This window comes from Dickeya sp. MK7, from assembly GCF_000406305.1.
Classification (GTDB): Bacteria; Pseudomonadota; Gammaproteobacteria; order Enterobacterales; family Enterobacteriaceae; genus Dickeya; species Dickeya fangzhongdai.
The window spans coordinates 4,547,597-4,566,865 of sequence record NZ_CM001984.1; the positions used below are offsets into that span (position 1 = coordinate 4,547,597).

Annotated in this window: 18 protein-coding genes and 4 tRNA genes; 5 read left to right on the forward strand and 17 right to left on the reverse strand. The window is 57.2% G+C overall.

Annotated elements, in window-relative coordinates; translation table 11 throughout:
- Positions 1–2 precede the first annotated feature (2 nt).
- Positions 3–167, reverse strand: a complete 165-nt coding sequence (locus DXXMK7_RS22165) for a lipoprotein (protein WP_303313299.1) — start codon at positions 165–167, stop codon at positions 3–5.
- A 77-nt stretch (positions 168–244) separates the two neighbouring features.
- Between DXXMK7_RS22165 and cyaY the strand changes: the two genes are divergently transcribed.
- Positions 245–565, forward strand: coding sequence for an iron donor protein CyaY (cyaY, locus tag DXXMK7_RS19725; RefSeq protein WP_038664732.1), 321 nt, complete (start codon positions 245–247; stop codon positions 563–565).
- A gap of 79 nt (positions 566–644) precedes the next feature.
- Here the strand turns inward: cyaY and DXXMK7_RS19730 are convergent, their stop codons facing one another.
- Complete coding sequence (locus tag DXXMK7_RS19730; protein WP_038920490.1) at positions 645–3,203, reverse strand: class I adenylate cyclase; 2,559 nt, start codon at positions 3,201–3,203, stop codon at positions 645–647.
- Positions 3,204–3,529: 326 nt separating this feature from the next.
- Here DXXMK7_RS19730 and hemC point away from each other — a divergent pair, with 326 nt between their 5' ends.
- From hemC to hemY, 4 genes are all read left to right on the forward strand, one after another.
- The gene (gene hemC, locus DXXMK7_RS19735; protein ID WP_038920491.1) at positions 3,530–4,471 is read left to right on the forward strand and encodes a hydroxymethylbilane synthase; all 942 of its coding nucleotides are present in this window, start codon (positions 3,530–3,532) and stop codon (positions 4,469–4,471) included.
- Complete coding sequence (gene hemD / locus DXXMK7_RS19740; RefSeq protein ID WP_038920492.1) at positions 4,468–5,208, forward strand: uroporphyrinogen-III synthase; 741 nt, start codon at positions 4,468–4,470, stop codon at positions 5,206–5,208. Before hemC ends, hemD begins: the two co-directional genes overlap by 4 nt.
- A gap of 111 nt (positions 5,209–5,319) precedes the next feature.
- The gene (hemX, locus tag DXXMK7_RS19745; RefSeq protein ID WP_038920493.1) at positions 5,320–6,447 is read left to right on the forward strand and encodes a uroporphyrinogen-III C-methyltransferase; all 1,128 of its coding nucleotides are present in this window, start codon (positions 5,320–5,322) and stop codon (positions 6,445–6,447) included.
- 2 nt (positions 6,448–6,449) lie between these two features.
- Complete coding sequence (gene hemY, locus DXXMK7_RS19750; protein WP_038920494.1) at positions 6,450–7,646, forward strand: protoheme IX biogenesis protein HemY; 1,197 nt, start codon at positions 6,450–6,452, stop codon at positions 7,644–7,646.
- A 632-nt stretch (positions 7,647–8,278) separates the two neighbouring features.
- Here hemY and DXXMK7_RS19755 read toward each other — a convergent pair.
- The 15 genes from DXXMK7_RS19755 to DXXMK7_RS19825 form a co-directional block, all read right to left on the reverse strand.
- A complete protein-coding gene (locus tag DXXMK7_RS19755; protein ID WP_038920496.1) occupies positions 8,279–9,439 on the reverse strand; it encodes a M20 peptidase aminoacylase family protein in 1,161 nt (386 codons plus the stop codon).
- Positions 9,440–9,519: 80 nt separating this feature from the next.
- Positions 9,520–10,281: an amino acid ABC transporter ATP-binding protein gene (locus DXXMK7_RS19760; RefSeq protein WP_038920497.1), complete on the reverse strand. Its 762-nt coding sequence runs from the start codon at positions 10,279–10,281 to the stop codon at positions 9,520–9,522.
- A 9-nt stretch (positions 10,282–10,290) separates the two neighbouring features.
- The gene (locus tag DXXMK7_RS19765) at positions 10,291–10,962 is read right to left on the reverse strand and encodes an amino acid ABC transporter permease (protein WP_038664688.1); all 672 of its coding nucleotides are present in this window, start codon (positions 10,960–10,962) and stop codon (positions 10,291–10,293) included.
- Positions 10,963–11,034: 72 nt separating this feature from the next.
- The gene (locus DXXMK7_RS19770) at positions 11,035–11,814 is read right to left on the reverse strand and encodes an amino acid ABC transporter substrate-binding protein (RefSeq protein WP_038920498.1); all 780 of its coding nucleotides are present in this window, start codon (positions 11,812–11,814) and stop codon (positions 11,035–11,037) included.
- A gap of 13 nt (positions 11,815–11,827) precedes the next feature.
- Positions 11,828–12,352 carry a GNAT family N-acetyltransferase gene (locus DXXMK7_RS19775; protein ID WP_038920499.1) on the reverse strand — a complete coding sequence of 175 codons (525 nt, stop codon included), beginning with the start codon at positions 12,350–12,352 and terminating at the stop codon, positions 11,828–11,830.
- An 11-nt stretch (positions 12,353–12,363) separates the two neighbouring features.
- On the reverse strand, positions 12,364–13,728 hold the full coding sequence (gene purB, locus DXXMK7_RS19780) for an adenylosuccinate lyase (protein ID WP_038920501.1): 1,365 nt from the start codon (positions 13,726–13,728) through the stop codon (positions 12,364–12,366).
- Between the two features lie 357 nt (positions 13,729–14,085).
- Positions 14,086–14,421: a nuclear transport factor 2 family protein gene (locus DXXMK7_RS19785; RefSeq protein WP_038920502.1), complete on the reverse strand. Its 336-nt coding sequence runs from the start codon at positions 14,419–14,421 to the stop codon at positions 14,086–14,088.
- Between the two features lie 143 nt (positions 14,422–14,564).
- Positions 14,565–14,641, reverse strand: a tRNA-Pro gene (locus DXXMK7_RS19790).
- 40 nt (positions 14,642–14,681) lie between these two features.
- Positions 14,682–14,767: transfer RNA gene (locus DXXMK7_RS19795), tRNA-Leu, on the reverse strand.
- Positions 14,768–14,787: 20 nt separating this feature from the next.
- A tRNA-His gene (locus DXXMK7_RS19800) sits at positions 14,788–14,863 on the reverse strand.
- An 82-nt stretch (positions 14,864–14,945) separates the two neighbouring features.
- Positions 14,946–15,022, reverse strand: a tRNA-Arg gene (locus tag DXXMK7_RS19805).
- Between the two features lie 146 nt (positions 15,023–15,168).
- Positions 15,169–16,563: an amino acid permease gene (locus DXXMK7_RS19810; protein ID WP_038920503.1), complete on the reverse strand. Its 1,395-nt coding sequence runs from the start codon at positions 16,561–16,563 to the stop codon at positions 15,169–15,171.
- Between the two features lie 311 nt (positions 16,564–16,874).
- A complete protein-coding gene (gene wecG, locus DXXMK7_RS19815; RefSeq protein ID WP_038920504.1) occupies positions 16,875–17,627 on the reverse strand; it encodes a lipopolysaccharide N-acetylmannosaminouronosyltransferase in 753 nt (250 codons plus the stop codon).
- A complete protein-coding gene (gene wzyE / locus DXXMK7_RS19820; protein WP_038920506.1) occupies positions 17,624–18,964 on the reverse strand; it encodes an ECA oligosaccharide polymerase in 1,341 nt (446 codons plus the stop codon). The genes wecG and wzyE overlap by 4 nt, the downstream gene beginning before the upstream one ends.
- A partial coding sequence (locus DXXMK7_RS19825) for a TDP-N-acetylfucosamine:lipid II N-acetylfucosaminyltransferase (RefSeq protein WP_193745931.1) occupies positions 18,957–19,269 on the reverse strand: 313 nt, incomplete at its 5' end. The genes DXXMK7_RS19825 and wzyE, both read right to left, overlap by 8 nt.

The following is a 19,269-nucleotide window of genomic DNA, read 5'->3' on the forward strand; positions in this document are numbered from 1 at the left end:
GGCTACTGCCGGGCGGACGATGCTTGCGGAGCCTGGGTGTTTTGCTGCTGCGTTTTTTTAACCGGAGCCGGTTGCTCTGGCGGAAAATAAAGCGGGCCTTTCAAACCACAACCAGCCAGTGACATCACCAGCAATGCCAGCGCGCCCTGACGAAAAAGTGTTTTCATTTCGTTAAAACCTGTCATTCAGATACCTATGCTCTCTATAATCGCAGGTGGATCATGAAAATCAATAGGAATCGAATATGAACGATAGCGAGTTTCATCAATTGGCCGACGCGCTGATGCTGAAGGTGGAAGAAACGCTGGATCGATTTGATGGCGATGCGGATATCGATTACGAAACTAATGGCGGCGTGATGACGCTGAGTTTTGAGAACGGCAGCAAGATCGTGATTAACCGGCAGGAGCCGATGCATCAGGTGTGGCTGGCGACCAAAGGCGGCGGCTATCACTTCGACTATCAGAATGGCCGCTGGATTTGCGACCGTAGCGGCAGCGATTTCATGGCGCTGCTGGCGCAGGCCTGCTCGGAACAGAGCGGCGAAGACGTTTATTTCGATTAAAAAAGACTGCCATTTCGACTAAAGCAGATTGGGGCGGTTAGCCCCAACTGTCATTCATCCTGGATTTCCCGCTCTGGAATCAGAGCATCTGCAAGCGCTGGCTCAGCACCAGATTCTTCTTGTCTTCAGACGATGGCGTGACGCACAGATGAGACAGCGCGCTGCTGCGGAACGGGATTACCTGCGTGCGGCCGTCCAACTGAACAATCTGATAGAACTGCGGCAGATTGAAATTGATGAAGCTGGAGCCGTAGGTAAAGCGGTCGTGCGACGAGGAATAGAAACGGCTGACGTCGCGCACCAGTTCTTCCTTGCTGCCTTCGCAATGGTGATAGACTTCCACCCGGTTCGACTCGTCCAGAATATAGATATTGAATCCCTGATTATCCTGTTGATCCTCAAAGAAGAACTGGATAATTCCCTCGCTGGCGACGCCGTCCACTACCGGCGGCAAATGGATATGGTTGGTTTCCACCTGAACCGGCAGCCCCTGCAGCTTGTTGTTGGAAATCGCGCCGTAGAACTCCACCGCGTTTTCCAGTTTCTGGGCCGATACGCTCAGGCGTTCGAAGAATAATCCCCAGGTCTCGCCCGCGACTTTCACCGCTTTGAAACGGCCTGGCTCCTGACGGGTGCTGGACAGACGCAGTTCAATACATTCGGACACCAGTTGCTGCACCCGGGTCCGGATCAACCCGCGCAGATGCTGGCTGTAGCAGAACACTTCCAGCGACTCCGGCAGCGCCGCGTCCTGATGCATTTTGCCAAGAATGGTTTTCAGCGCTTCCAGCATCGCCTGTTCGCCGCTGAAATGCAAAGTACGCACTTCATTCCAGGAATTGCGGTACAACAAATCGATACTGCCGACCAGACACTGCTGCTGCTGGCCGAAGCTAAAGACGTCCAACTGGCGGAAATCGAAGTGCACCACCTGATTGCGGAACGTCGCCGTCGGGTCATGCTCCAGATTGACGATAATCGCCAAATGACGAATCTCGCACGGGCTATACAGCGCTTTCGGCGTGGGAGCCGCCACCCGCAGCGGGAAGTGGCTGGACACATCCGACACCAGTTCCTGCAGCCGGGCGATATCGCACAACTCATGCCCTTTGATGTGCAGGCGGGTGGACGACGTCAGCAGGCCGTTGAAATAGGCCCAGGCCACCAGCTTGTTGAGATAGCGGTTATATTCCAGCGGCTGATGGCTGATGATGGCGTCCATCGACGGCGCCTGATTGTACAGATACCAGCCGGAGCGATTAGCGCGTCCCGCCGGAACATAAATAAAGGTCAGATTAGTTTCTGACAGGTCGGGCGAAATCTGCGGGTTAACCAACGTAACCTTGCCCGGCAACGCCTCGAAAGCGGCATACAATTTGCGGGTCAGCACCCCGATATCCTGCGGGCTGGCGCTGACGCTCAGATTATTGCGGCGGGCGAAACGGATCAGGTTGCGATAGCTCTGCATCATCGCATCCAGCAGCTCGTTATGCGCTTCGCGCACCTGCCCAATTTTCCAGTTGGCGCGATTGTCCAGCATCACCAGCCGTTCGTCGCTCCATCCCCATGCCTGCACCAGTTGCGTCAGGATTTGGCGGCGCCAGGCGGTACAGGCGCGCTCGCGGGAGAGTTTTTCACACACTTTGAGGTAGAAGCAGCGACGCACCAGATCCAGCCGGGTCTGGTCATTGATTGCGTTCAAATACTGGGTGACGCGCTCCAGCATCATGCAATAAGGGTCCAACCCGAAAGACACGATCTCGCCTTTATGCAGACGCGCTTTGATCTCGCTCGACAGCAGACGGGTATTGGGATATTCCCAGGAGTAGGCTTCCAGCAACAGGGTTTTCAGCACCGCCTTGTAGGGCGAGTCGATGCTTTTATACAACTGCCACAGGCTGGCGCCAAAGTACTCTTCCGCCGACAGCGCGCTCAGCCCGCCCAAATCCAGCCATTCGTTCGGCGCCAGCGCGCCGCGGGCATACAGGGAAAGCACGAATTCATCATAATTGGCTTCCTCTTCCACCGGCACCATGTTCCACAGAATGCGCTTGCCCGCCATGCGCACCGCGGTGCGGTAAAATTCGTCCAGCAGCAGGATATGCTGAGTGGAACCGCAATCCTCGCCGCCGAGACTGCCGCTCTCGTTATGGCGGAAGCGGTTTTCATCCATAAGGAAGAAACTGACGTCGACACCTTGCCCGGCCGCCCATTTTTCCAACAGCGAGCATTTCTGCTGCAGCCGCTGGCGCTCTTCGCTGTCCAGCCAGGATTGATGGCAGACCCAGATATCGAGATCAGAAGTACAGCTCTGCCCGATGGACGAGGTGCTGCCCATGGAGTAGACGCCGGTGATCGGCAGTTCGCCCTTGCGATCCGGCACAGACAGCTCGCCCCAGCGCAATTCCACGCCGTCGAGGTAGTGCTGTTGTTTTTCATCGGGGGAGAAAAGACAAATGCCGTGCGGAACCTTGCCTTCCAGATAGCCAGGCATCAACGGGTGATGATGATGTAATAAAACTGGCAAAAGACTGTAAACCTGCTGAAAAGCGGGTTTCATTGCTTCCAGAGCACGATCCACACGCAGTTGGTTGATCGCATCCAGTCTTTGCTTCAGTGTCTCGATGTAGAAGTACAAGACGTTTCGCCTGCTTATCCCAGTGCCTATAAAGAAGCCGTTGTTTCCCCAACCTGTCCAGAATAGATATTAGAAGAATGGCGGGCAGATTATTGCTGGAAACGTGATCAATTTAACACCTTGCTGAAAGGGCGTAAAGAAACTAAAGAAAGTCAGATTTGTTTATTGATGCTTCAGCGTTGAACATATTATCGCCGTTTTTGCCGCGCCCGGCTATCCCCCGACGGGGTTTTGTCGTTCCCTTCCCTCATCACGACGGCCGGGCAACTGACACCGGCTCGCCTTCAATGGTACGATGGAAAGAAAGGATCAGAACGGTATCAAGCATGGTAGACACTATTCTAAGAATCGCCACCCGACAGAGCCCGCTTGCGCTGTGGCAGGCCCATTTTGTTCAGCAACGACTCGAAGCCTGCCACCCCGGCTTGCGGGTAGAACTGGTACCGATGGTCACCCGCGGCGATGTGCTGCTGGATACGCCGCTGGCCAAAGTGGGCGGCAAAGGATTGTTTGTCAAAGAACTGGAACTGGCGCTGCTGGAAAACCGTGCCGATATCGCGGTGCACTCAATGAAGGATGTGCCGGTCGAATTCCCCGAGGGTCTGGGGCTGGTCACCATCTGCGAGCGCGACGACCCGCGCGATGCCTTTGTCTCCAACCATTACGCCACGCTGGATGATCTGCCTGTCGGCACCTGCGTCGGCACCTCCAGCCTGCGCCGCCAGTGCCAATTGCGCGCCCATCGCCCGGATCTGGTGGTCCGCGATCTGCGCGGCAACGTCGGCACCCGCCTGTCCAAACTGGATAACGGCGACTACGACGCCATCATTCTGGCGGTCGCGGGGCTAAAACGCCTTGGTCTGGAAGATCGTATCCGTACCGCGCTTAGTCCGGAGCAATCGCTGCCGGCGGTCGGTCAGGGCGCGGTCGGCGTGGAGTGCCGGCTGGACGATGCCCGAACCCGCGCGCTGCTGGCGCCGCTGAACCACGACGATACCGCAACGCGCGTACTGGCCGAGCGCGCCATGAATACCCGGCTGGAAGGCGGTTGTCAGGTTCCGATCGGCAGCTACGCCGAACTGCAGGACGGCGACACGCTGTGGCTGCGTGCGCTGGTGGGCGCGCCGGACGGCAGTCGCATTATTTACGCGGAACGTCGTGGGCTGCGTCAGGATGCCGAACAGCTTGGCATCGCCCTGGCGGACGAACTGCTTGAACGCGGCGCACGCGACATCCTGCAATCCGTTTATGGAGAAGCCTCGTCATGACGATTCTGGTTACCCGTCCCTCTCCTGCGGGTGAGCAGTTGGTAGCCCGTCTCAGAATGGCAGGCCTGCAGGCCTACCACAGTCCATTAATCGAATTTTCTCCGGGCAGCGAATTGCCGCAACTGCCCGCCATGCTGCAAGCGCTACGCCCCGGCGATCTGGTCTTCGCCCTGTCGCAGCAGGTTGTGGAATACGCTGACCCGGCGCTATCACGCGCCGGAACCGGCTGGCCCAAAACGCTCACCTATTTTGCGGTGGGGCGCTCCACCGGGCTGGCGCTGCATACCGTCAGCGGTTTGCCAGTGCTCTACCCGCCGGAGCGCGCGACCAGCGAAACATTATTGCAGTCGCCGGCGCTACAGCAGGTAGCGGGCAAACAGGCGTTGCTGCTGCGCGGCAACGGCGGCCGGGAACTGCTGGGCGATACCTTGCAGCAGCGCGGCGCGCAGGTGCGTTACTGCGAGTGCTATCAACGCAATCCGGTGGTTTACGACGGCGCGGAACAATGCCAGCGCTGGCAACATCTCGGTATCGATACGCTGGTGATCACCAGCGGAGAAATGCTGCAACAGTTCTATACTTTAGTGCCTGATTATTATCGAACTACCTGGCTACCGGGTTGCCGGGTCGTCGTCGTCAGCGAGCGTCTGGCCGTAATGGCCCGCGAACTGGGCTGGCGTGACATTCGGATCGCCGATAACGCGGATAACGATGCGCTGATGCGGGCGCTGCAATAACGCAGCGGATGTCGTTATGCAACTGATACCGTTACACAACTAACCAGATAGTAAACTAACCAGATAGTAACCCGGACAATTACCATTACCCTGATCATAGGATGTACTCATATGACGGAACACATTACCTCCTCAACGCCCTCCGAAGAGGTGGTCGAACGGGCTGAACCCACATCTCCGCAAAAATCGCCGCCCTCCTCCGGTGCGTCGCGCCACGGTCTTGTGCTGGGCGCCATCGCCATCGTGGTTTCGCTGGCGCTGAGCGGCGGCGTCTATTATTACGCCCACCAGCAGATGACGCGTCAGAGTACCGCCCTGACCCAATTGCAGGAGCAACTCGCTGCGCTGCAAAAACAGCAATCACAGGCGCAGCAGCAGTGGCAACAGACGCTGGACCAACAGGCCAAAGCCCTGAGCGCCGATGAGCAACGGCTGACGACCCTGACCCGGCAGGCTGGCGAAATGCAGGAAAAACTGGCTACGCTCGCCAACAGCGACTCCAAAACCTGGCTGCTGGCGCAGGCTGATTTTCTGGTAAAACAGGCCGGGCGCAAGCTGTGGAGCGATAAAGACGTCACCACCGCCGGCGCCTTGCTCAAAAGCGCCGACGCCAGTCTGGCGGACATGAACGACCCCAGCCTGATCGACGTGCGCCGGGCCATCACTCACGATATCGGCATGCTGGCCGGCGTCAGTCAGATCGATTTCGACGGCATCATCCTTAAAGTGAACCAGTTGGCGGATCAGGTGGACAACCTGCGGTTGGCCGATACCGACACCGACGAAGCGCCGATGGAAGAAAGCGACTCGACGTTGTCGGCCTCACTGAGCGAATGGCGGCAGAACCTGAGCAAGAGCTGGCACAACTTCCTGTCGGACTTCATCACCATTCGTCGCCGCGACGACAGCGCCGAGCCGCTGTTGGCGCCGAATCAGGATGTGTATCTGCGCGAAAACATCCGCTCGCGCCTGCTGGTCGCCGCACAGGCGGTGCCGCGTCACCAGAACGAAACCTACCGGCAGTCGCTGGAAACGGCGGCGACCTGGATACGCGCCTACTTTGACGAAAGCGATCCGACCACCAAAGCGTTTCTGGACCAGTTGGACGCACTGAGTCAGCAGTCGGTAGCAATGGATGTGCCGAATGAACTGCAAAGCCAGCCGCTGCTGGACAAACTGATGCAAACCCGAGTCCGTAACCTGCTGGCGCAGCCATCCGCCAAACCACAGGAGGGCTGAACATGCTGAAGGTATTTCTGCTGTTTGTGGTGCTGATCGCCGGCATTGTGGTGGGGCCGATGCTGGCCGGCCATCAGGGTTACGTGCTGATTCAGACCGACAATTACAACATTGAAACCAGCGTCACCGGGCTGGTGATCATGCTGGTGTTGTTTCTGCTGGCGTTTTTGGCGGTGGAATGGCTGCTGCGGCGAGTATTCCGCACCGGCGCCCGTACCCGCGGCTGGTTCATCGGCCGTAAACGCACCCGGGCGCGTCAGCAGACCAAAGCCGCGCTGTTGAAACTGACCGAAGGCGACTATCTGCAGGTGGAAAAACTGCTGACCCGCAATGCCGACCACGCGGAGCAGCCGGTGGTGAACTACCTGCTGGCGGCGGAAGCAGCCCAGCAGCGCGGCGACGAGTTCCGTACCCGGCAATATCTGGAGCGGGCGGCGGAAATCGCCGACACTCATCAGCTACCGGTGGATATCACCCGCGTGCGCATTCAACTGGCCCGTAACGAAGACCACGCCGCCCGCCACGGCGTAGACCGTTTGCTGGAAGTGGCGCCGCGCCACCCGGAAGTCCTGCGCCTGGCGGAACAGGCATTCCTGCGTACCCACGCCTACAATGCGTTGCTGGATATCCTGCCCGCCATGCGTAAAACCCGCCTGCATGACGAATCCCATCTGGATGAATTGCAACAGCGCGCCACCATCGGCCTGATGGATCAGGCCATGGCGGAAGGCGGCAGCGAAGGGTTGAAACAATGGTGGAAAAATCAGCCGCGTAAAGTGCGTCAGGCGCTGCCAATGCAGGTGGCAATGGCCGAACGGCTGATTGTGTGCGATGACCACGTCACCGCACAGGACATCATTGTCGACGGGCTGAAGCAGCAGTTTGACTACCGGCTGGTGCAGTTGATCCCCCGGCTCAATGCCGGCCAGCCGGAACCGCTGGAAAAACTGTTGCGTCAGCGTCTGAAACAGCACAGCGATGACGCGCTGCTGCACAGTACGCTGGGGCAGTTACTGGCGAAGCATGGTGAATGGCAACAGGCCAGTGATGCCTTCTCCGCCGCACTGGCGCTGCGACCGGACGCCTATGACTACGCCTGGTGCGCCGACGCGTTTGATCGCCTGAAGCGCCCTGAAGACGCGGCCCGCATGCGGCGTGACGGTTTGTTATTGACGCTACAATCGCCCCACGACGCCTGACCGGCCCGAACCGGCGCGCTCCAGCGCCGGTCTTCTCTCCCTGATAACACGATCTGATAACGCTATGATTTAGCAGAATAATGGCGAAAAAAAACGCTTGCCGACCAGCGACAAGCGTGCAATAAAAATCAGGTCTGAAAGACAACTTTAAGGTGCCCCACTCAACGTTACGTCCAACAGCGATGAAGCAGCACTTCATCAATAATCGGACGTTAGGCACCGTAAATGGCTCTGCGTCATTCCCAGGTTTATGAAGCCGAAGCAAGCATAGAAGGTGGAATGAGCATCTACATCCCTAATTAAGCATGAATGATGCCAACTTCATAGAAAACCAGAAAACAAAATACTACTCATTGATAAATAAGTAATTAAATACAAATCACTGTTTAATTCCCGCATAACTAACCTGCTGAAAAATCAGGCATTCCTCACCAATACTGTCGCTAATCAGAGACGCTACCAACACCGTCGTTTATATTCCTTAAAATTCAATTATTTATATGTCTCTCTTTGACGACACGAATACACCCGAACTGTCGCCGAAAAGCCACAAGTCGCCTTTCGCTGACGACTCAAACCAAACGGCCACGGATAACCGTGGCCGTTGTCATGGATAGGATGCTGACGGGTAATCAGGCGGTCTGCGACAGCTGTTCCAGGCTCTGCTTCGCCAGCTGATACAGATAGTGCGCGGTGGGGAACAGCGCACTATCATCCACCCGGAATTTGGGGTGATGCAGCGCGTAAGGGCCGCCGGAGCCCACCATCATAAAGGTGCCCGGCAGCTTCTGCTGGTAGAACGCAAAATCTTCGCCGATGGGGCTGGCTTCGACGCGACGCGCCTCAAACCCTTCGTCATCAGCGACCTGCAGCGCGAAATCCACCCAGCGCGGCGTGTTTACCACCGATGGCGGCCCGGCGTGCCAGATAAACTCGATTTCCGCGCCAAAGGTGCTGGCGATACCGGCCACAATCTGGCGGAAACGCTGTTCAATCAGGTCGCGTACCGCCTGACTGAAGGTACGCACCGTTCCTTCTACGTAGGCGGTATCCGGAATGACGTTCCAGGTGCTGCCGCTATGTACCTGAGTGATCGACACCACCGCATTATTATCGGACGGCACGGTGCGGCTAATAATGGTCTGCACCGCGGAAATCAGCTGCCCCAGAATAATGATCGGATCATTACCTTCGTGCGGTTTGGCGGCGTGACAGCCTTTAGCGGCAATCTTGATTTCAAAACGGTCCACCCCGGCGGTCAGCGCGCCGTCTTTACCGCCAATTACGCCGACCGGCAGCGTTGGGTCGTTATGAATGCCAAAAATAGCGGTCGCGCCGTCCAGCGCGCCGACTGCGATCACTTCCGGCGCACCCAGCCCGGTTTCTTCGGCCGCCTGAAACAGAATACGCACGGTGCCTTTCAGCTCCGGCTCGATACGTTTGAGCAGAATCGCCGCACCCAGCGCCGCCGAAGAATGGAAATCATGCCCGCAGGCGTGCATCACACCGGTATTTTTCGAACTGAATTCGACGCCGGACTCTTCTTCAATCGGCAGGGCGTCGATGTCGGATCGCACCACCACCAGCGGGCCGTCCTGTAGACCGCCGACTTCCGCCACCAGACCGGTTTTCAACGGCAGGTCAAGGATGCGAATCCCCTCTTTTTCCAGCACGGCGCGAATTTTCCGCGTGGTTTCAAACTCCTGATTAGACAGCTCCGGATGCTGATGCAGATCGTGCCGGAACGCCTGAATAAACTGTGCCAACGGCTCATGCTGGGCATGCACTTTCATGTAAGGTCACTCCTCTTTTTTTCAGCCCTGTCTGACAGGGCGGCCCGACGAGTCGAGCCTGCAGGTGAATACGTTATCGATCAGATATCGAACTCTGATGGTTCCTGAATGTTAGTCAGCTGTCGCAGGAAGCGGCGGGTCTGCGGGTTGTCGGAGAAACTGATCACTTTCTCCGCCGGCCCTTGTTCCACGATGTGCCCGTCGGCCATGAAGATCACCCGGTCCGCCACCTCTTTGGCGAACTGCATCTCATGGGTCACGATCACCATGGTGGTGTTCTGCCCCGCCAGTTTCTGGATAACCTGCAGCACTTCATGCACGCGTTCCGGATCAAGCGCCGAGGTCGGCTCATCAAACAGAATCGCCTTCGGATCCACCGCCAGCGCACGGGCGATGCTAACGCGCTGCTGTTGGCCGCCGGACAGCGTCACCGGGTACTGATGCGCCTGCGGCAGCAGCCCCACCAGCTCCAGCAGCGACAGCCCAATCTCGTCCGCCTGCTTTTTCGGCATCTTCTTCACCACAATCAGGGCTTCGGTGATGTTTTCCAGCGCGGTCTTGTTCTTGAACAGGTTGTAATTCTGGAACACCATCGCCGTCTGACGTCTAAGCGCATACTCTTCCTTGCCGGTATAACGGCTGGTATCCAGCGACTGATCGCCGATGGTAATGGTGCCGGACTCTGGCTTTTCCAGCAGATTCAGGCAACGCAGCAGGGTGGACTTGCCTGAGCCGGACGGCCCGATGATTGCCACCACCTCGCCCTGGGCGATATCCAGACTGATGTTGTTCAGCACCACCTGGTCGCCAAAACGTTTAGTCAGATTTTTTACGCTAATCATGTCGGCTCCTTAACGCTGCCGTGAATGGCTCAGTTTCTTCTCCAGTTGCGACTGCAACCAGGAGTAAACCATGATGAGCAGCCAGTAAATCAGCCCCACCACCAGGAAGGTTTCGAAGAAGCGCAGCGATTCGGCGGCGATCATCTTGCCTTCGGCAAACAGTTCCGAGACACCGAGCGCAAAGGCCACCGAGGTGTCTTTGATCAGCGAAATAAAGGTGTTGCCGGTAGCAGGCAGCGCATTGAGCATCGCCTGCGGCAACACGATGCGGCGGTAAATCTGTGCCTTGTTCATCCCTACCGACAGGCCGGCTTCCGTTTGCCCGAAATCCACCGACGCCAGCGCCGCCCGGAAGATCTCCGCCATATAAGCCGAGTTTTTCAGGCTAAAGCCGATAATCGCCGCCGTCATGGCGGACAGGCCGTTAAGCGATGGAAACAGCTGCGGCAACCCGAAATAGATGATGAACAACTGAACCAGCGATGGAATACCGCGAAACAGCGAGATATACAGTTCCACCAGTTTCGTCACCACAACGAACCGGCTCTCGCGAACCAGCGCCAGCACCAGTCCCAGCACGATGGCAAACAGCATCGACACCACCGCCAGCAACAGCGTGGTGGGCAAGTACATCAACACCTGGGGAAAAACTTTCAGCAGGTAGGAAAGATCGATATTCATGGGCCATACCATTAACACTGACGCCAGCCGCAAATCAGGCTGGCGTCACAGGAGTTGAGCGAGCAGGCAGGGTTATTTACCCGCCGTAATGTCCTCGCCGAAATATTTGACGGACAGGGCTTTCAGTCGGCCATCACTGCGCATTTTGTTCAGTTCGTCATCAAACTTCTTACGCAGTTCGTCGCCTTTCTGATCTTTATGGAACGGGAACCCAACCTGCTCCACCACCAGCGGCTCACCCACCAGCTTGAACGGCAGGTTGCGCTTGTTGATTTCCGCCAGCAGGATCGGGCGGGAGTTGATGTAGCCTTCAACGCGTTTGGCCAGCGCATCGCTCATGGCGCCATCGCGGGTTTCATAGGTACGAATGTTGACGCTGCCGTCGGCAAAGGCTTTTTTCAGGTTGTTGACGTGGTTGGAACCCAACACGCCCGCCACGGTTTTGCCTTTCAGGTCATCCAGCGTATTGATGTTGGCGTTGTCTTTATGCGTGACGATCTGGCTGCCGTAGTAGCTGTATGGCTGGGAGAAGCTGTACTTCTCCTGGCGCGCCGGGGTAATCGCCACCACGTTGGCGATGGTGTCCAGCTTGCTGGCTTCCAGTTGCCCCATCAGGCCGCTGAAATCCGCCGTCACCCATTCAACCTTATAATTCAGATCCTTGGCGATGGTTTCCGCTACTTCCACATCAAACCCGACCAGCTTGTTGTCCTGTTTGAACGAACTCGGGTAGCTCTGCCCGGTGGCGCCGATGCGCAGCACCTTCTCACCGCTGTTCTGAGAATCGCAACCTGCCGCCAGAATGACCGCAGACAAAGCTAATACAGGGAGGATAATTTTTTTCATAGTCATCGAATAACGCCTCTTAGGGGTGTTTCTTTTCCCAGTGATGATAAAGGTCCTGATCCAGGACTTTTCGCATGTAAATCGTGAGGTGTCCTTTCCCTAAATCCGCCTGGCCGACTTCCTGAAAGCCATATTTTCGGTACATATCCAGCAACCAGGGATGCTGTTTGGCGGTGCCCAGCGTCACGGCGGGCACTTTTAACTGCTCTTGCAGCACCGCCTGCTCCAGCCAGTCCAGCATCTGTTTGCCCAGTCCCTGCTGTTTGAAGTCCGGATGAGTGGCGAACCAGCCGATGTGCGGCAACCCGTACGGACCGGGATTCGGCCCCCACGGATAACGAATGGTGACCGACGCGGCCAGACGCCCGTCTTTCTCCATCACATACACGCCGTTGCTGCGCAGATGACGGCGCACCATGTCGATGTCGGCGTAGGCGGCGTCAAACTTGATGCCCAGCTCGCGCACCGGCGCATAAGCGGCCAGCGCCAGCGCCAGAAACGCTTCATCGTCCGCAGACGTAGCCTGACGAAATACGGTACTCATGGCGTCTCCCGTCACTCGGCCAGCAGGCCGGTGCCATCCGCGTACCGGATAACCTCATCGACTTTCTGCGGCGCGCTGCCGACATAGTTCGCCGGATCCAGCCAGGCATCCAGCGCATCCGCCGTCAGGTGCTGCGACAGAACCGGATGCTCCAGCAGCAGCGCTTTGAACTCGCGGTTCTGCTCAAATGCCGCCATTGAGCACTCGTACACCAGGTGATGGGCCGTCTGCTTGCCGAGCAGCTTGCCGATTTCAAACATCACCTTTTCCGACAGCAACAGGCCGTTTTGCAAATCAAGATTGGCGCGCATCTGCTTTTCGTTCACCGACATACCGCGCAGGATGCCAAGCGCGTTCTGCAACTGCGCCGACAGATAGATGTTGATTTCCGGCAACGCGATCCACTCCGCACGCCAGCTCATGGCGTCACGCTCGTGTTCGACTTTCATCGATTCATGGATCAGAGCGGCGCTCTTGAACAGCGGCGCCGTCAGGCTGGCCAGCCCTTCCAGCGCGGCCGGATTGCGCTTGTGCGGCATGGTGGTGGAACCGATCTTCCCTTCGGAGAACGGTTCTTCGATTTCGTTGATTTCGGTACGCATCAGGTTGTACAGCTCGTTGCCGATCTTACCGAGCGTACCGCTGATCAGCACCGCCACCGACGCGTATTCCGAGAAACGGTCACGGGCGGACTGCCAGCCGATATTCGGGGTATTCAGACCCAGACGGGTCAGGGTGTGGCGTTCGATTTCCGGCCCCAGCTCGCCAAAAGAGGCGTAGGTACCGATGGCGCCGTTGATGTTGCCAACCAGCACCCGATCGCGAATTTCATTCAGGCGTTGCAGGTGGCGTACAAACTCGTCCAGCCATACCGCCAGCTTGAAACCAAAGGTGGTCGGCAACGCCTGCATGCCGTGGGTACGACCGGTCATCAGCGTATGCTGGTGTTTCTTCGCCAGTCGTTTCAGTTCGATAGCCACCAGACGGGTGTCGCGCACCACAATGTCGAATGCCTGACGCAGCTGCAATACCGTAGCGGTATCCACCACATCCTGCGTGGTTACGCCGTAATGGATGTATTCGCCGGCTTCGCCGCACTGTTTCTGGATGGCGGCGATGGTCGGCATCAGGGAATGCTTCATGCGCACCGCATCCTGGGCGATCTCTTCAATATTCAGTGCGCTGGCGTTGGCGTGGGAAGCAATGGTGCTGGCCGCGTCCTGCGGGATGACACCCAGATCGCCTTCTGCCAGCGCCAACGCGATTTCCACGTCAACCTGGCGGGTCAGGCGATTCTGCTCTGACCATACGGCGCGCATTTCTGGTGTGCCAAAGTTATTTCCAATAAGAAGAAAATCAATCAGATGTGATGCCATAACTCACTCGTTTACATTGTAATAATGGGGGAAAGAGAGGCGGGTCAAGACGACGCTGTTGTTTGTTGGCGACTATATCACTGGCGATATTCCCGCCTATATACCCGATCGATCTAAGATATTCTTTATTGTTTTATGATTTCGCTCACAATTACTTCATCCGAAACGATGCAATCCTTCTAATTTCTGTCGGGTTACTATTTAGGCTGTCTTGTACCCAATGCAGATGTACAAACTGCGTCACTCGCATACGGCACGGTATAGGGCCGTGGTTCCGGCGGATGGCTACTGTAAAAAAGACCGCCTCAGCGGTCTGTTCTTTGTTTATACGCGGCAACCATCGCCGTATTCGCATAATTACGCAAAATAGAACCATGCCGTCGTAATCAATCCGTCTTTGACTTCAAACACCGCAATACTTTCGATCGGTTCGGGTTCAATGCCGTAAATCTTTTCATGATCAAAAACATGGTTGCCCAACACCGTGCGGGATACCAGTTCGGCACGCAACGCCGGGTTATTGAACCGATGGTCGCGATAGAAGGTTTCCAGCGCGGCTTTGCCCAGCATGGCCGGTGTTTCGGATGGCATGCGGTAAGCCCGGAAATCCTCATGGAAACAGGCGGCAAAGGCGTCCAGATCGTGGGCGTTGTAGGCGGCAAACTGTTTTTCAACCGGATCGATGACCGACATATTAAATCTCCATTTAAATGCAAATAAAACGAATAAAAATTCAATCAAGGAGATACACCAGTCGGGTGTAGAAAGCAAATCAGGCGGGAAAAGCCATAAAAAAAACGGCAGTCTATTTGGACTGCCGCTTCTTAAGAATAGGATGGTCGGCGAGAGAGGATTCGAACCTCCGACCCACTGGTCCCAAACCAGTTGCGCTACCAAGCTGCGCTACTCGCCGATCCCGATTTAGAACACGTACACAACTATCATTGTTTGTGTGGTGCGAAGAGAGGGACTTGAACCCTCACGTCCGAAGGACACTAACACCTGAAGCTAGCGCGTCTACCAATTCCGCCACCTTCGCATATCACAAACTTTAAAATTTGGGGTGGCTAATGGGACTCGAACCCACGACAACTGGAATCACAATCCAGGGCTCTACCAACTGAGCTATAGCCACCATATACCACTGCTTTACTACGTATTCCGGTACTCAATTTACGGGGTAATAAGTACCTCCGCAGCTCCCGCGCCCAATTTAATGGCGCGCCCGACAGGATTCGAACCTGAGACCTCTGCCTCCGGAGGGCAGCGCTCTATCCAGCTGAGCTACGGGCGCGTAGCGCCGTTGCGGGTGGGGATAGTACGGATTTAATATAGGCCTGTCCAGTGCTTTTTCACAGAAATGATGCGTTTGCTTATGCTTTGCTCATTTGCGGTCAAAACCCGGTTCAATCCGCCGTCACCACCCGCAGCTAGCCGCGATTACTCGGTTTCCGTTTGCATTTCCGGCTGTTTTTTACCTAGCCCCAGCGCAACGTAAAACAGGCTGACCGCAGCCAGGAAAATACCGCCGACCACCAGCGACATGCGCGTGTCTTCGTTGATGTACATCCCGACCAGCACGCAGACCAGAAACGCCATCGTCAGGTAGTTCACCCACGGGAACAGGATCGACTTAAACGGATGGCTGGCGAGCGCCGCCTGATGCTGCTGACGGAAACGCAGCTGGCTTATCAGCACCACAAACCAGGGAATCATACCCGGCAGCACGCTGGCGCTGTACACGTACACGAACACTTTCTCCGGATTGGGGATAATGTAATTCAGCGCCGAGCCGGCCACCAGACACAGGATGGACACCGTCACCCCAACAGCCGGCACGCCGCCCGCCGTCACCCGTCCCAGCGCCGCTGGCAACTGGCGGTTGTTGGCCAGCGAATAGAGCATACGCCCGCAGCTGTACATGCCGCTGTTGCAACCCGACAGCGCCGCCGTCAGCACCACGAAGTTGATGATGCCCGCCGCGGCGGTAATGCCGATTTTGGCGAAAGTCAGCACGAACGGGCTACCGGACGTACCGATCTCATTCCACGGGAAAATGGTCACAATGACGAAAATGGCGCCGACATAGAAAATCAGGATACGCCACAGGATATTGTTGATTGCCCGTTTCAGCGTCACCTGCGGATTACGGGCTTCACCGGCGGTAATGCCGACCAGCTCCACCCCCTGATAGGAGGCCACGACCAGACAGAGCGCAAACAGCAGTCCTTTCCAGCCGCCGGCCAGGAAACCGCCGTGTTCGGTCAGGTTAACAAAACCGGTGGACTGACCGTGGTTGCCGATGCCGAAGAAAATGATGCCGACGCCCACCACAATCATCACCACAATGGTGGTGATCTTGATCATCGAGAACCAGAACTCGATTTCACCATACAGCCGTACCGCCGCCAGATTGGCCGCCGCCACCAGCGCAACCGCGCCGATCGCCGGAATCCACTGCGGCAAGGTCGGGAACCAGTACTGCACATACACGCCGATGGCGGTAATTTCCGAAATGCCGACCGCCATCCACATGAACCAGTAACCCCACGCCGTGAGATAGCCGAAGAACGGACTCAGGTAATTGTGGGCGTAAACCGCGAACGAACCGGTCACCGGCTCCAAAAACAGCATTTCCCCCATCGACCGCATGATGAAGAACACAAAAATGCCAGCCACGATATAAGCCAGCAGCACGGACGGCCCAGCCCACTTCAGGGCGCTGGCCGCCCCCATGAACAAGCCCACGCCGATGGTGCCGCCCAGCGCGATAAGCTCGATATGTCGCGCTTCCAGCCCACGGTGGAGCTTGTCCTGTTTTTCTGTATTTGCCATATAACCTCTGTCTTCAATAGATCCTTTTTACGCCGGTATCAAAGCGTTATTGTTTTATACCCGCCATGCTTCACATAGGTATACCGGCTCTCTCCCGGCAAAGCATTACCGCTCCCCGACCGGAAAAACGGCCGAGAAGATACCGCAATGCAAACCGGATTCCTACCCTTCCTGTACCCGGACATGATGAAATAAACAGCGCAGACAGACCTTGATCACAACGATAAAGCCGTAAAAAAAGTGGTCTGACGAGCAGCAAGCGCGGGCCGGGCCGCCGCCGTCATGCGGAGTGATGCCGCATTGAAACACGCCTAGAGTCTGCCGCCGAAATGCCAGGCCAGATAGCGCAACAGTTTGAACTGGCGGCGAAAACGGCTGGGCTGCGTCAGCAAGCGGTACAACCACTCCACCCCGTAGCGCCGCCACACCGGCGGAGCGCGTTTGACCTGTCCGGTAAACACATCGTACGTGCCGCCCACGCCCATGTAGAGCGCGGCGGGATACATGCGGCGGCAATCGCGCATCAATAATTCCTGCCGCGGCGACCCCAACGCCGCCGTCACCAGTTGCGCGCCGCTGTCGCGCACGCGCTCTAATACCGCCTGACGCTGTTCCGGCGTAAAGTAACCGTCCTGCGTGCCCACAATATTGACCTGCCACTGTTCACGCAGCTTGCGTTCGGTCTCCGCCAGCACCGACGGCTTGCCGCCAAGCAGAAACACCGGCGTTCCCAACTGCCCGGCGCGCTGCATCAGCGCCTCCCACAGATCGGCGCCGGCGATACGCTCCACCTGGGCGCCCGGATATTTGCGGCGAATGGAACACACCACGCTGATGCCATCGGCATAGTTGCAGTTACCCTCCTGCAACATCAGTTCACGCAGCGTTGCATCGCGATCGGCGGCCATCACCTTTTCGGCATTGATGGCAATCAGCGTTCCCGGATGCGGCGAACCGCCTGCAAACAGCGCCGACACACACTGCTCCATATCCCGAAAACCCTGCACCGGGATGCCGCGAATACGGTACTGCGGAATAGGGTACTGCGGCCGTGCATCATTCATTCCGTTTCTCCTTGTGATGGCGCGCGAACGGCAACCGCGCCGGCGCGCAACAGCAGCCAGTACAACAATTTGGCCGCCAGCAGGCAGGCAGCGAAAACCAGACAGAAAAACACCACCCGCGAGACAAACGCATCCAGCCCTTCACGCACCAGCACGATCAGGTTAAAAACCGCGCCAAAGCAGAACGCCTGCAACACGGCGGACAGATAGCGGTTTTCCGCCTGCCGCCCGTAGCGGTAAAGGCCGTCAAACCCCTTGATGAGCAACCCGACCGCGACCGCGCCAGCCGGAATCAACAGCGGCCCGCCCATAATCAATAGCGAACCGAGCAAGGTCGGCGATATCGCCAGCCCGGCATGATAATTCAGCACTTCCCAGGTGAAATAGTTGGCGCTGTTCAGTACCAGCGCTGGTCGCTCCGGCCACAGCCAGGCGGGAATAAAGACATAAAAATCCCGCACGATGGGCACCAGTCCCTGTAGCGTGATCTGGTCGAGATGTTGCCATAGCATGGCCAGATTTTCCCACGGCGAAAAGGTATCCCGCGTCAGGTACAAAAAGGTGTAGAACGCCTCTTCGCCCTTGACGTCCAGACCGTAGCGCTTGAGCGCCAGCCAGAACATCGCCACGATACCGCCACCGCCTGCTGCCGCCAGCATCCACCAGGCGATCCAACCGCGTTGCAGACCAATAAACAGAAACAGAGCGAAAGCGATGATGATATTGGCGCGGGTGCCGCCCACCAGCAGGTAGGTCAGCCCGCCAAACGCGACGGTCGTCAGCAAGAAAATCAGCCAGGCGCGCCGGGTCTGGTGCAGGAAATACCACATCAGCATGGCGGGAATAAAGAAATAGAAGAAGCGCTTCAGGGCGACGCCGGCGACGTCTCGAGAGAAAATCTGGCTATAGGAACTGAGTTTGAACAGCAGCAGGCCGTTGTTGGCGAAGAATACCGCAGCGGTCACCAGCGCCACCAGCGCCAACAACCCACAGGTGAGAAGCGCTTCCAGCCGCGTCATGGTCAACGGCAACGAGCGCGGTGCAGCCGGTGCAGACCGCAGCCGGGTTTTATAACTGACATAATAAATGACGTAAAACGCCGTGGCGGACAGCAGCGCCAGCAGCAGGTTCAGCGGCGAGGCCGTCTCCACCCCGAAGCGAAATGTCAGTAAGGCGGTCAACGGAAAGCCGAAATAGAACGTCAGCAGATACAGCAAGGAAAACAGCACGTTGAAGTTGAAACGCCACCGGCGGAACTCACGTCCGCTCAGCCACAGCACCACGCCGCCGCCGCCCAGCCAGACCAGCCACAAACCGAAAAACGCCCACTCAGTCATCGCCGTCTCCCGCCGCCAGTGACAACGCCTGCCGCCACCCTTGCTCATAACCGGGGCTGAAGAACGCTACCTGCCGGGTATCTATTCGCGCCAGTTGCTCGCGTGCGTCGCGCACCATCGCCTCGTTCAGCGCCTCCTCGCCAAGCAACACCGGCAGGCGCTGTTCCGCCAAATCCTGTCGGAACGGGTTATGGCGACTGATAACGAACGGCACGCCCAGTTGAATCAACAAACACAGCGTGCCAATCCCCTGCTGGCGGTGAAACAGGAAGTAACCGAGATCGCAGGCGCGCAACAACGCCAGA

Excerpts from the sequence above, each read along its gene's own strand:
- DXXMK7_RS22165 (WP_303313299.1), bottom strand. The coding sequence starts at position 167 with ATGAAAACACTTTTTCGTCAGGGCGCGCTGGCATTGCTGGTGATGTCA.
- cyaY (WP_038664732.1), top strand. The coding sequence starts at position 245 with ATGAACGATAGCGAGTTTCATCAATTGGCCGACGCGCTGATGCTGAAG.
- hemC (WP_038920491.1), top strand. The coding sequence starts at position 3,530 with ATGGTAGACACTATTCTAAGAATCGCCACCCGACAGAGCCCGCTTGCG.
- hemD (WP_038920492.1), top strand. The coding sequence starts at position 4,468 with ATGACGATTCTGGTTACCCGTCCCTCTCCTGCGGGTGAGCAGTTGGTA.
- hemX (WP_038920493.1), top strand. The coding sequence starts at position 5,320 with ATGACGGAACACATTACCTCCTCAACGCCCTCCGAAGAGGTGGTCGAA.
- hemY (WP_038920494.1), top strand. The coding sequence starts at position 6,450 with ATGCTGAAGGTATTTCTGCTGTTTGTGGTGCTGATCGCCGGCATTGTG.
- DXXMK7_RS19755 (WP_038920496.1), bottom strand. The coding sequence starts at position 9,439 with ATGAAAGTGCATGCCCAGCATGAGCCGTTGGCACAGTTTATTCAGGCG.
- DXXMK7_RS19760 (WP_038920497.1), bottom strand. The coding sequence starts at position 10,281 with ATGATTAGCGTAAAAAATCTGACTAAACGTTTTGGCGACCAGGTGGTG.
- DXXMK7_RS19765 (WP_038664688.1), bottom strand. The coding sequence starts at position 10,962 with ATGAATATCGATCTTTCCTACCTGCTGAAAGTTTTTCCCCAGGTGTTG.
- DXXMK7_RS19770 (WP_038920498.1), bottom strand. The coding sequence starts at position 11,814 with ATGACTATGAAAAAAATTATCCTCCCTGTATTAGCTTTGTCTGCGGTC.
- DXXMK7_RS19775 (WP_038920499.1), bottom strand. The coding sequence starts at position 12,352 with ATGAGTACCGTATTTCGTCAGGCTACGTCTGCGGACGATGAAGCGTTT.
- purB (WP_038920501.1), bottom strand. The coding sequence starts at position 13,728 with ATGGCATCACATCTGATTGATTTTCTTCTTATTGGAAATAACTTTGGC.
- DXXMK7_RS19785 (WP_038920502.1), bottom strand. The coding sequence starts at position 14,421 with ATGTCGGTCATCGATCCGGTTGAAAAACAGTTTGCCGCCTACAACGCC.
- DXXMK7_RS19810 (WP_038920503.1), bottom strand. The coding sequence starts at position 16,563 with ATGGCAAATACAGAAAAACAGGACAAGCTCCACCGTGGGCTGGAAGCG.
- wecG (WP_038920504.1), bottom strand. The coding sequence starts at position 17,627 with ATGAATGATGCACGGCCGCAGTACCCTATTCCGCAGTACCGTATTCGC.
- wzyE (WP_038920506.1), bottom strand. The coding sequence starts at position 18,964 with ATGACTGAGTGGGCGTTTTTCGGTTTGTGGCTGGTCTGGCTGGGCGGC.